Here is an 11,822-nt window from a genome sequence, read left to right as displayed (position 1 = left end):
CTCCCCAGCGGCTACGGGGCCGCTACCGCGGGCTCAGGACGTGGTCCAGTCGTTGTTGCTCGGGGTGCCCAGGGTGTAGATGTGGTCCGGCGAGGCGTCGTCGAAGTAGTCCGTGTCGATCTTGAAGTCCGATCCGTTCGAGTAGCGGCCGTAGATCTCGGCCTCCTCGTTGCCGTGCCCGCTCAGCGCGAACCAGGTGCACTGGCCAGGGGTGACCAGGATGGTCTCCCAGTTGCCGCGCTGGGGGAAGCGCACGAAGGAGGTGTAGCTGCCCTTCGAGCAGAGCGCGAAGTCCCCCCTCGGGATGGACTGCGAGGCACCGCCGGCCGCGGTACCGCCGCTCATCCCGCCACCGCTGATCCCGCCACCCTGCGAAGCACCACCGCCCTGGGTCGCCCCACTGGCGCCACCACCCTGCGAAGCACCACCGCCCTGGGTCGCCCCACTGGCCCCGCCACCCTGCGAAGCACCACCGCCCTGGGTCGCCCCACTGGCCCCGCCACCCTGCGAAGCACCGCCACCCTGGGAAGCACCACCGGCGCCGCCGGCCGCGAAGGCACCGCCGCCGAGCGCGAGGGTGAGGCCGGCCGCCGCGGCGAGGACCGCCGAGGCGCGCTTGATGGTCACGTTCATCTACATCCTCCGGAAGGAAGGCGATGGTCGAAGGACTGACCCGTGGTCATGTCCCGCTGGATAGACGGCTCGGGGACCGTTCCGGGTTCGGTCCAGCACGCACCATCCGCACGCCGCCCGCGCACATCCGCACACCGACCGCGCGCCGCTCAGCGGCCGGGGCGGATCCACCGGTCGGCGAGGTCCGCGACCCACCCGGCCGCCAGGTGCGGCGCCGCGGGCGGCGCCCCGACCACGACCAGTTCGGTCACCCCCGCTCCGGCCAGGCCGGGGAGCAGCTCCGGGGTCCCGTCGCTCAGCGCGACCGCCACCGAGAATGCCGAGGGCCCGCCACCGAGCCGCGCACCGTACCCGGCAAGGGCGTTGACGTGCGCGGCGACCTCGGCGGCCGGGAGGTTGAAGCCGTACCAGCCGTCGCCGTGGGCGGCCGCCCTGCGCAGCGCCGCGTCACTGTTGCCGCCCAGCACGACCGGCAGCCGCCTGCCGCGCACCGGCCTGGGATTGACCCTGATCCCCTCGAAGCGCACGAACTCCCCCTCGAACGAGGCGACGTCATCGGACCAGAGCACGCGCATCGCCGCGAGGTACTCCGCCGCGCGCGGGCCGCGGCGGGCGAAGGGCACTCCGAGCGCGGCGAACTCCTCGGCGGACCAGCCGACTCCGACCCCGAGGGTGAACCGCCCCGCGGAGAGCACGTCCAGCGTCGCGGCCTGCTTGGCGACCAGGACCGGGTTGTGCTCGGGCAGCAGCAGCACACCCGTGGCCAGGCCGATCCGGCTGGTCACCGCCGCGGCGAAGCCGAGGGTGAGCAGCGGGTCCAACCAGTCGGCGTCGGCGGGGACGGGGATGGTCCCGTCGGCGGCGTAGGGGTAGCGGGAGTTGGGTTCGTCCACCAGCACCACGTGCTCGCCGACCCAGAGCCTCGCGAAACCGGCGGCCTCGGCGGCGCTCGCCACCGCCCGGATCACCTCGGGGCGGGCACCGTCCCCGATGCCGAGCGCGTGCAGCCCGATCCGCATCCGTCCCACCTCCCGAGGCCGCACCGCCGCGCGGGCGACGGCCTGGGTGGGGGCCACCCGGCGGGGCTGGAGGCCTACCCGTCGATCGTAACGAGGACGGCACGCCGGTCGCCAGCGCTCCGCCCGCACCGGTAGCGGCCGGCCCGGTGACGGCCTCTGTCACAGACCTGTTACGTGCTGTTACTCCGGGTCAGGAACCGGCCTGCCGGATCGCACTGTGTTGAGAAGCGGGACGACACCAGCTCCGACGCTCCTGGGGGACCAATGACCACGCCCGCCGCCACCCGCCGCCGCATCCTGCCGCTCGTGCTGCTCGCCGCCGCCGCGACCCTGGCCCTGAGCGCCTGCGGCCCCGACGACACCGGCGCCGGCACCGCCAACGCCGCCGGCCCGACCCCTGCCGCCACCGCCCCGCAGGCGACCGCCACGACCACCCCCGCCGCCGCGCACTCCGCCACCCCGCGCGCCACCGGCAGCGGCAGCGCCACCGGCAGCGGCACCGGCAGCGGCACCGGCAGCGGCACCGGCAGCACCGCAGCGACCCGCCCGGCCTCCCCCACCGCCGCCTCCGACGCCACCAGTGACTCCTACGCCTACGCGCACCCCTGCACCGCCGACCAGCTCGCGCTGAAGGCCGTGTACGACGCCCAGTTGGGCACCAGCAAGCGGCTGATCGAGGTCACCGACACCGGCAGCACCGCCTGCGGCCTGGACCGCTACCCGCTGGTGGCCATCGACGCCAGCAGCACCCTGCGCACCGGCAACGGCGAGGCGCTGACCGTGCAGCCCGCCGTCCCCACCAGGATCGGCGGCGCCGCGTCCTACCCGCTACACGCGGGCCGCACCGCCTACGCCGTGGTCGACCTGGACCCGGGCCACGGCACCGCCGGGGCCAGTCGCGCCTACGACCAGCTCTCGGTCATCGCCAGCAGCGACCTGCCGAACGCCGACGAGCTCGACACGAAGATCACCGTGGAGGGCGGCGGCACCGGCAACCCCTACGTCGAGTCGCCCTTCCTGGGCCTCTACCAGGACACCATCGCGGCGGCGGCCGCCTCTGCCAGGCCGTGACCGCCGATCCGCGCTCCCGCTGACCGCTGCCCCCACTGCCCCTGCTAACGCCGCGGCGGGTCGAGCAGCGCGGCGCCGACCCGCACCATCCGGCGCATGACGGGGACCGGGATGGCGGGGTTGCGGGCGGCGCTCTCCGCGGAGCGCGGGTCGAGCAGCAGCGTCGTCAACGCGTCCGGTGGCAGGACGGGGTGTTCCCAGGCCCGCCGGCGCACGCCCTGGTCGGGGTCGGCGGCCAGTCGGACCGCCGCCTCCGGCGCGAGCCGGGAGTCCTCGGCGGCGGCCCTGCGGACGCTCTCGTGAGGGTCGTGGCCGAACCGCTCGACGAGTGCGGCGGTGGCGGCCGGGTCGTCGAGCGCGAGCGCCCGCAGGCGCGGGTTCGGGTCCGCCGCGAAGCGCAGCAGGCCCTCGCGGGGGAAGTTGGGGTGGTTGCGCGGCCGGCCGGGGAACGAGAGGCTCCCGTCCCACCAGCCCGCCACGTCCAGGAGCAACTCCGGCGGGGCGTCGTCGCAGGACTCCGCCAGGAAGAGGCGCACCGCGCGGTCCTCGTCGCGGGCGAGGACCGCCACCACGTCCGCGGGCAGCCGCGGTGCCCTCGCGACGCTGCGGCGGACCAACAGCTTGGGAGAACGCGCGAGTTGACGCATGGCCTCCGGGTCCGCGTGCAGTGCGCCGATCCACCACAGCGCCGTCGTCTGCCCGCTCGGGTCGATGTCGGGGACCTCGGCGGCCATCGCGGCGATCTCGCGCGGTCCCGTGGGCGGCGCGGCATCGGGGTGCGGCGCCCGCCCGACTCCGCGACCGCCGCGGGAGAGCAGCCGGGCCGCGAGCCACTCCTCGGCGTGCGCCGCCAGCCGCCGGCGGACGTCCGGCTCGGGGGTGGCCGCGATGAGCCGCTCCCACTGGGTCGGGGAGAGTCCGCCGATCTCCGCGACCTGGCCGCGGACGTGCCGTGTCCGGTGGACGATCGCGGCGTCCAGGACGCCGTCCGGCAGGTCCTTGCGGTACAGGAGGCCGATCTCACCGAGGTCCAGCAGCTCGACCAGCAGCTCGGCGGGTGCCACGCGGTTGAGGCCGAGCCCGGAGAGCCACGAAAGACCCACCCGCCGACCGACCACGGTGGCTGACGCGGCCGCGGTGGCCGCGGTGAGCCTGGCCCAGGCGGTGCCGCTGGTGGCGGGTGGCGTCTCTGTCATCGGTGTCTCTGTCATCGGTGCCTCTGTCACCGGCTGAAGAGTAGGGCAGGCGCGGCCGCCGGATATCGGATTTCGCCTCGCGGCCGCCATGCCGTAGAGTCAGGTTCACCGACGCGGGGTGGAGCAGCTCGGTAGCTCGCTGGGCTCATAACCCAGAGGTCGCAGGTTCAAATCCTGTCCCCGCTACTACAGCGGCAGTGGTCCCGGCGCACAGTGTGCGCCGGGACCACTGCCGTTTCCGGGCAGGCCCTGGCAGCGGTCCAAGGCGGCTGCTCACGCTCCGGCGGAGGACAGGGCGTCAGCACCCTTCGGCGGGCGAGACGGAACCGACGCCGTCGAGGCAGCGGTGGCGTGCCGCACCGGCCGGCAGGACGCCGACGGGCGCCCTGCCGGACCACGGCGGGCAGGCACTCCCCCACCAGGGGCGCGGCACGGCCGAAGCCCCCCGGGCGCGGTGGGTGGCGCCAGGGGGGCTTCGGTTTCAGCGGGTCAGCGGCCCGTGGTGGCTACCACCAGCGCTGCCAGGAGTTCCAGCCACCGGAGTTGTGGTGCGTGGTGGTGTGCTGGCCGGTGCCGCTGTGCGCGGGGGCCGGGGTGGAACCGCTGCCGGCGGTCGGCGCGGTGCCGGTGCCCGTGGTCGGCGCCGGCGTGGTGGGCGCGGCCGGGGTGGTCGGGGTGGTCGGGGCCGGGGCGGGCGTCGTGGTGGTGGGCGCGGCGCCCGAGATCTTGTCGTACCGCAGCGGGGTGTAGTAGCTGGTGGGCCAGCCCGCCACCGAGCTCGCGTTCAGGTCGCCCTGGTACTCGTTGGTCAGCACCCGCGAGTTCTGCTCGGAGTAGTAGTTGAAGGTCCCGGCGGACTGGTCGATCCAGTTGCCGAAGAGGATCACGTGCTCGTCGGTGTAGTCGAGCGCGTCACCCGGCTGCAGCTGGGAGGAGCTGATCTGGGTGGAGACGCTCGGCAGGGTCTGGGTGACCAGGCTGTCGGAGAGGTGCCAGGCCATCGAGACGAAGCCCGAGCAGTCCTCGCGGTAGGTGCCGTTGCTGTCGCTCTGGTAGCCGGCCTGGTTGTACGGCACCCCCTCGCTGACCCAGCTCTGGGCGCGCTGGATGACCTCGGTCGGGGAGATGGTGCCGTCGACCGAGGAGGCGGCGTGCGCGGGGACGGCCACCAGCATCGAGGCGGCGCCGGCGCCGAGCAGACCGGTGATCCAGCGGCGGAGGTGGGGACGGTGCGTGGACATGGGTGTCTCCAGGGAAGGGGGACAAGGGGGACAAGGGGGACGGGAACCGCGACGCGGCACGGTGGGAGATGGGAGAGGTGCCGCGGGTGGGACGGGTACTGCGGTGGGACGGGTACTGCGGTTGGACGGGTGCTGCGGTGGGACGGGTACTGCGGTGGAGCGGGTGAGCCTGAGCGGCTAACCGAGCTTGCGGGCGACCGAGGTGAGGAGGTCGCCGTCGGCCCGGGTGCTGTAGGGGGCGGCGGGAGAACTCGCCCATTCGTCGAAGTGGACGACGGCCAGGGTGCTGCCCTGCTGGACCGCGTACAGGTGGTCGGTCTGCGGGCCGCCGGCCGAGATGCCCTCGACGCCGGTCCACCGGCGTGACCAGGCGGTGCCCTGCCCGTTCTGCGCGGTGGTGGCGACCTGGGCGTCGGCGGCCGCCGCACCCAGCGACTTGGTCTGCAGGGCGCGGGACTGCGTCTGACAGCCGTCCATCTGCGTCAGCAGGGCCTGGTAGGCGTGCTGCGCGGCGGCGTTGTCGTGAAAGGTGAACAGGTCCTGTTCGGCGGGCGTCCGGTAGGTGCTGACGTAGGCCTGCTGCTGCCAGGCGGCCGCGCCTTGGACGGAGGCGCACTCGTTGACCTGGATCGCGCTGCTGACCGCCTGGACGTGCGGTGCGGCCAGCGGCTGCCACTGCTCGACCGCGCCGGCCGGCAGCTCGCTCGCGGAGAGGCGTCCGGAGACCGCCGGCGGGGAGGCGGGAGAGGCCGGGGAGACGGCGCCGGAGGACGGCGCGCCGGTGGCCGCGACACTGCTCGGGCTGCCCGCGGCGTGCTGCCCGGAGCCGCCGCACGCGCTCACGGCGGCCAGCACCCCGAGCACACCGGCCACACCCAGGGCGGCAGTTCGGACATGCCGGGCATTGTTACGTTTTCGGATATTTCGGTCTGATCTGCGTGTGCTGAAGCGGCCAGGCATCAGAGGCTTCCTAGCGAGGTCGTCGTGGCAGGACCGGCCACGGCACTGGCGGTGCCGGGACCTCGATGGGGTGGACACCGCTCGACGAACGGCGGACGGCGCGGACGCACGGACCGCCGGGGCGGTCGCAGACGCGGGGACCGCCGAAGCGGTCGGGCCGTCGGGTCCGGCAACCGTCCGCTGTGGGGCGGCCGCTGCCGGGATGCCCGGATTCTTGCCCGATCGTTCGAATACTGTCAATCTCGCGGCGAGGCATCCCGATGTGTTCAGGAACACGGTCCGACCGCGCTCAACTGCGGGTATTTTGAGCCGCGATGCCCACCTCTGGTGCTGTTCGCGCCGGTGTCCGATGGCGGCCCGGGCCTGAGCCGGAGCCGGATCGGCGCAGCCGGTGGACCGCTTCGAGCGTGCGCGCCGACTCCCACCCGGACGGCTGCCCCGAGGCATCTGTCACACCGTCCGACCCGCCGCCGCACCGCCGGTTGTGACCCCGGCCACCCAGGTCACGATCCCGTTACCGCACAGTCGCGTTCGCCGGGAGCCGATGCCAACACCCGATCGAGACAGCACCGTTACCTCGGCAGCACGGTTACCCCGACAGCACGGTGCCGCCCGGCGAGTCGATCCGCCGGGCGGCACCGTCCAGGTCTCGACGGCCCGCGCCCGCGCCCCCGTGCCAGGGGTCGGTCGGATAGGGCCTGTCCGGGGGCGTCCTCAGGAGGGCGGGACGGCGGCCTCCCAGAAACCGGACGTGCGCGGCGGCCGGTCGCGCAGGTCGGCCCGTACCTGGATGGCCAGCCGGCGGGTGTCGCGGCGGTTCAGCTGGGCGCCGAAGGCCGAGCCGATCAGCAGCGGGGTGAGCGAGGGCAGCTTGCGCAGCGAGCCGCGAGCCAGGCGGCGGGTGACCTGCTTGCGCACCCGGGCGCCCGCCCCCATCGCCAGCACCCCGCTGGGCTTCAGCAGGCTGATGCTGTCGATCCCGCGCCGGTGGGCCCAGGCGCCGAGGTAGGCGGTCGCGCGCTCCCGCGCGCCACCGGCGGCCGGCTGCCCGTACGCCTCGTGCAGTTCGGCGATCAACTTGACCTCGACGGCCGCGACCGCCAGCAACTCCGCCGCGAGCTCGGCGGTGACCGCCGCGGTCGGCACCACGGCCGCCGCGCCCACCCCGGCCCCGATCGCGGTCGTGGCGCGGCAGGCGCCGACCACCAGGCGGTCGGCCAACTGCTCGGGCGAGGTCGCGCCCGGGTGCTGGCGGCGCAGCGCGGCGAGGTCGCGGACCGGGATCCGCGGCGCGGTGGCCATCAGGCGGTCGGTCAGCGTGCGGCGAGCGGTGGCGGCACCGCGCGCGGCGCGCCCGCGGGCCAGCGACCGGCCGAGCCCGAGCAGCGCGTCCCGGGCCCGCACCACGCGCTGCCGCTGGTCGACGTCGTCCGCCGGCGGGACGCCCGCCGGGTGCTCCAGCCCCTGCGGGCCCTCCAGCCGGGCCAGCTCGGCGGTCAGCTCGGCGAGCCGCTGGTCGGCCTCGTCAGGGGCGGTAACCGCTCTGGCCGGGCCGCGTCTGCGAAGAATTCCCATGCCTGCCGCGTACCCGCCCTGGTCCGCGCCACGCGGCGCCGAACGTGTACTCCGAACGGAGACCGACCGGTCACCCTGCGCAGCGGCGAGGGGCCAGGCCACCGGGCACACGGGCACTCAGGCACTCAGGCCAGCCGACTCGCCGGACGCAACTCGACCGGCGGCACGGCCTGGGCACCGGCACCGGCACCCGCACCGGCACCCGCACCCCCGGCCGCGCCCTCCCCCAGCGCCGCCAGGTAGCCGGTCCTGGGGATCGGGGCGGCGCCCAGGGTGCGGATGTGCGGGCTGTCCCACTGCGCGTCCAGCAGCCGCCCGCCGGCCTCGGCGAACCGGGCCGACAGGTCGGCGACCGCCACCCTGGCGGCGTCCGGACGGCGGTGGAACATCGAGTCCAGGCTGAGCACCGGGCCGATCCGGACGCCGAACGCGCCGCCGATCAGCTCACCGTCCGCCCAGACCTCCACGCTGTGCGCCCAGCCGCGCTCGTGCAGCCGAGCCAGGCTGCCGCGCAGTTCGGCTGTCAGCCACTGCTGCCGCCGGTCGGCCGCGCAGCCCTCGACGACCTGGCTGAACTCCCGGTCCACGCTGGTCGACCAGTCCAGCCGGTTGCGCAGCCCGCGGGCCAGTCGGCGCCCGAGGCGGGCCTGGCCGGCGCCGATCACCGGTCGCGGGTCGGGGGACCACCAGGCGACCTGGTAGGGGACCTCGCCCTCCCCCAGCACGGCGATGGTGCCCGCCGCGACCTGGTCCTCGAAGAGCGCCTCGTTGAGGCTGCGGGCGTACTCGTCGGCGGCGGGCATCGGGAACAGGCCGCGGCGGTAGGCCGCGAGCAGGCCCTCCGGCGTGAGGTCGGCACAGAAGGCGGCCGGTGCGTCGCCCGGCGCCCCGGCCAGGTCCAGCGCCTCCCAACTGCGGTAGCGGGCGGTCATCGCGCGGCCTCCTCGGCGCTCTGCCCGGCACCCGTCCCGGCACTGCCGCCGGCGCCCGTCCCGGCGCTGCCGCCGGCGCCCTGCCCGGCACCCGGGACCGGCGGCGGCGCCAGCCAGCCGGCGGAGCGCAGCTGGTCGAGGTAGAGGTCGAGCAGGGCGTCGTCCACCGGCGGCAGCTCGATGCCGCTGCCGCGCAGCGCCTGCGCGGCGTTCCACCGGCCGAACCGGGGGAAGGTCGGCCGGAAGTACATCTCGCTGATCGACAGCTCGGTGCCGGGCGCGCGGTCGACGAAGAGCGGTACGAACGGGGTCATCGGATGCGTCGGGTGCCCGGCCGCGAACCGCACCAGCCCCTCGACCCAGGCGGGGTAGGGCACTTGCTCCACCGGGTAGCCGTGCGCCCGCAGCCGCTCGGCGAGCGCGCCGAGCAGCGGCGGGCGCGGGCTGACCACGTGGTAGACGTCGCCGGCCGCCCGGGCGTGCGCGGCCAGGTAGGCGAAGGCCTGGCTGAACCGGTCGGCCGGTACGAAGTCCAGCGGCAGCCGCACATCGGGGCAGCGCCCGCTCTCCGCCACGTACTTGATCAGGGCGCAGAGCTCGGTGCCGGTGTTGAGCACCCCGGTGGTCAGGCCTCCGGTGACGTCGTTGGTGCGCACGATGCTGACCGGCAGCCCGGCCGCGGCGGCGTTGTGCAGCAACGCCTCGGCCGCCCATTTGCTCTCGACGTAGCCAACCCCGAGGTGCTGGGCGTGGTCGAGCGGGGTCTCCTCGGTGACCTCGGGCACGCCGACCGCGCCGAAGCCGGCCAGCACCGCGAGGCTGGACAGGTAGTGCACCGGGATACCCCGCGAGTGCCCGGCGAGCCGGACCACCTCCCGGGTCGCGGTGACGTTGGCCGCCCGCAGCTGGTGGTACGGGTAGATGAAGTTGACCTGCCCGCCGAGGTGGTGGATCGCGTCCAGCGAGTCGGCGAGTTCGGCGAAGCGCCGCTCGGTCAGGCCGAGCCGCGGCTCGGTCAGGTCGCCGACCAGCGGCAGCACCCGGTCCGAGACCAGGTCCCGGCGCAGGAAGCGCTGGTGCGCGGCGCGCAGCCGCTCCAACCCGTGCTCCGCGTCGGGCGCGCGGACCAGGCAGTGGATCCGGGCGTCGGTGGTGGCCAGCAGGGTGGCCAGCAGGTGCGTGCCGCAGAAGCCGGTGGCGCCGGTGAGCAGCAGTTCGGCGGGGCGGTCCCGGCGGGGCAGCGGCCGGCCCGAGGTCCGCACCGGGACGCCGGTCAGCGCGGTGTCCGCCACCAGGTCGACCGACTGCCCGGCGGCGGTGCCGGCCCCGGCCCTGGCGGTCTCGACCGCTGCCGCGAAACCACCCAGGCTGGCGTCGCGCAGCAGCGAACGGGTCAGGAAGCGGATCCAGGTGACCTCGATGCCGAACATGATCCGGGCCCGCGCCAGCATCTCCATGAGCAGCAGCGAGTTGCCGCCGAGCTCGAAGAAGTCGTCTCCGTCGCCGACCCGCTCCACCCCGAGCACCTCGGACCAGAGCTGGGCCACCCCGAGCCGGACGGCGCCGGTGGCCGCGGACCCGCCGGGCCGGCCGCGGACCCAGTCACCGGCTCCGTCCTCGGCCCGGCGCCTGAGCTGCGGCTCGGTGCGCGGCAGCCGGCCGCGGTCGATCTTCCCGGCCGGGGTCAGCGGCATCCGGTCGAGCAGCACGAACTCGGCCGGGACCATGAACTCGGGCAGCCGCTCGGCCAGGTAGCGGCGCAGGCCGATCCGGCGGGCGTCCGCGTCGGTGTCGCCGCGCTCGGCCAGGGTGTAGTAGGCGGTCAGGGTGCGCTCGCCGTCGCCGTTCTCCCGGGGGCAGACCCGCACCAGGCGGACCGCGTGGTGGGCCGCGAGCACCGACTCCACCTCGATCGGGTCGACCCGGAAGCCGCGCACCTTCACCTGTTCGTCCAGGCGGCCCAGCAGCTCCAGCTCGCCGTCCGGCCGCCACCGCCCGGCGTCCCCGGTGCGGTACATCCGCTCCCCCGGGGCGTCCGCGTACGGGTCGGGCAGGAAGCGCTCGGCGGTGAGCCCGGGGCGCCGCCAGTAGCCGAGTGCCAGGCCCGGGCCGCCGAGGTGGATCTCGCCCCGCTCGCCGGGGCGCACCGGGCGCAGCTCGGCGTCCAGCAGGTGCACCCGGACGCCGGGCAACGGCCTGCCGATCGGGACCGGGGCGGCGGGCTCGGCGTGCAGCAGCGCCGCGTCGGCCGTCCAGAGCAACGAGGTGACGGCCGCCTCGGTCACCCCGTAGGCGTTGAGCAGCCGGGTGCCGGGCAGTCGGCGCAGACAGGTGCGGCAGTCGCCGGCGCGCACCGTGTCACCGCCGACGATCAGTAACCGCAGCTTCGCCGGGGCCGGGCCGAACTCCGGCAGCAGGCTCAGGAACTGGTGCCAGTACGCGGGGGTCAGGTCGGCGACGGTCAGGTCGAGGGCGGGCAGGCGCTCCAGCAGGTCGGTGGGCGCCCAGCCGGCGGGGCCGCCGAGGAGCAGGGTGGCGCCGCTGAGCAGGGTGGCGAAGATCTGCTCCAGCGCGGTGTCGAACCCCAGCGCGGCGAGCTGCAGGACCCGGTCCGCCGGGGTGAGCCCGTAGGCGGCGGTGACCCGGGAGACGGTGAAGAGCAGTGCGCCGTGGGTCACCAGCACGCCCTTGGGCGTCCCGGTGGTGCCGGAGGTGTAGACGAGGTAGGCGGGATCGCCGGGCCCCGAGCGGTCGGGCACCTCCTCGGCGCCGATGGGGTGCGGCCCGGAGCGGTGCTCCTCGACCAGCACCGGGTGGACACCGCAGGGTGTGAAGTGCGGCTCCAGGGCGCGATCGGTGAGCACCAGCCCGGCCCCCGAGTCGGCGACCAGCTGGACCAGCCGGCGGGCCGGGTAGCCGGGGTCGAGCGGCAGGAAGTGGCCGCCCGCCTTGAGCACCGCGAGCAGCGCCACCACCAGGTCGAGGCCGCGCGGCAGGCAGACCGGTACCACCGTGCCGCGCCGCACCCCCAGGCCCCGCAGGTCCCGGGCCAGCCGGTCACCGCGCCGGTCGAGCTCCCGGTAGCTGAGTGCGCCCTCCTGCGTGACGACGGCCGCGGCCGTCGGGCGGCGGGCCGCCTGGGCCCGGAAGAGCTGGTGAACGGTTTCGGGCACGGCACCCGGGCCTGCTTCCGGC

9 protein-coding genes and 1 tRNA gene are annotated in these 11,822 nt (G+C 75.2%); 2 read left to right on the top strand and 8 right to left on the bottom strand.

All coding sequences use genetic code 11. The annotated features are described in order from the left end of the window. Nucleotides 1–33: 33 nt before the first annotated feature. Both OG455_RS31750 and OG455_RS31745 read right to left on the bottom strand, forming a co-directional pair. Nucleotides 34–633 carry a hypothetical protein gene (locus OG455_RS31750; RefSeq protein WP_266299650.1) on the bottom strand — a complete coding sequence of 200 codons (600 nt, stop codon included), beginning with the start codon at nucleotides 631–633 and terminating at the stop codon, nucleotides 34–36. Nucleotides 634–782: 149 nt separating this feature from the next. Next, nucleotides 783–1,709, bottom strand: coding sequence for an LLM class F420-dependent oxidoreductase (locus OG455_RS31745; RefSeq protein WP_266299648.1), 927 nt, complete (start codon nucleotides 1,707–1,709; stop codon nucleotides 783–785). Between the two features lie 207 nt (nucleotides 1,710–1,916). Between OG455_RS31745 and OG455_RS31740 the strand changes: the two genes are divergently transcribed. Continuing rightward, nucleotides 1,917–2,723, top strand: coding sequence for a DUF4232 domain-containing protein (locus tag OG455_RS31740; RefSeq protein WP_266299646.1), 807 nt, complete (start codon nucleotides 1,917–1,919; stop codon nucleotides 2,721–2,723). Between the two features lie 44 nt (nucleotides 2,724–2,767). On the opposite strand, the gene OG455_RS31735 is transcribed toward OG455_RS31740, so the two are convergent. Then, nucleotides 2,768–3,919 (bottom strand): hypothetical protein, encoded by a 1,152-nt coding sequence (locus OG455_RS31735; protein ID WP_266299644.1) that lies wholly within the window; start codon nucleotides 3,917–3,919, stop codon nucleotides 2,768–2,770. 112 nt (nucleotides 3,920–4,031) lie between these two features. Here OG455_RS31735 and OG455_RS31730 point away from each other — a divergent pair. Next, a tRNA-Met gene (locus tag OG455_RS31730) sits at nucleotides 4,032–4,105 on the top strand. 320 nt (nucleotides 4,106–4,425) lie between these two features. On the opposite strand, the gene OG455_RS31725 is transcribed toward OG455_RS31730, so the two are convergent. The 5 genes from OG455_RS31725 to OG455_RS31705 all read right to left on the bottom strand — a co-directional run bounded on the left by OG455_RS31725 (nucleotide 4,426) and on the right by OG455_RS31705 (nucleotide 11,800). Then, nucleotides 4,426–5,160: a hypothetical protein gene (locus OG455_RS31725; RefSeq protein ID WP_266299642.1), complete on the bottom strand. Its 735-nt coding sequence runs from the start codon at nucleotides 5,158–5,160 to the stop codon at nucleotides 4,426–4,428. 177 nt (nucleotides 5,161–5,337) lie between these two features. Next, nucleotides 5,338–6,033, bottom strand: coding sequence for a hypothetical protein (locus OG455_RS31720; RefSeq protein ID WP_266299640.1), 696 nt, complete (start codon nucleotides 6,031–6,033; stop codon nucleotides 5,338–5,340). Between the two features lie 801 nt (nucleotides 6,034–6,834). Further along, on the bottom strand, nucleotides 6,835–7,695 hold the full coding sequence (locus tag OG455_RS31715; RefSeq protein WP_266299638.1) for a hypothetical protein: 861 nt from the start codon (nucleotides 7,693–7,695) through the stop codon (nucleotides 6,835–6,837). Between the two features lie 125 nt (nucleotides 7,696–7,820). Next, a complete protein-coding gene (locus tag OG455_RS31710; RefSeq protein WP_266299636.1) occupies nucleotides 7,821–8,627 on the bottom strand; it encodes a leucyl/phenylalanyl-tRNA--protein transferase in 807 nt (268 codons plus the stop codon). Beyond that, nucleotides 8,624–11,800, bottom strand: a complete 3,177-nt coding sequence (locus tag OG455_RS31705) for a non-ribosomal peptide synthetase (protein WP_266299634.1) — start codon at nucleotides 11,798–11,800, stop codon at nucleotides 8,624–8,626. The genes OG455_RS31710 and OG455_RS31705 overlap by 4 nt, the downstream gene beginning before the upstream one ends. Nucleotides 11,801–11,822 lie beyond the last annotated feature (22 nt).

The organism is Kitasatospora sp. NBC_01287 (genome assembly GCF_026340565.1).
Taxonomy (GTDB): Bacteria; Actinomycetota; Actinomycetes; order Streptomycetales; family Streptomycetaceae; genus Kitasatospora.
The sequence above is the reverse complement of the archived record's forward strand: the minus strand, read 5'-3'. Positions and strand labels throughout refer to the sequence as shown.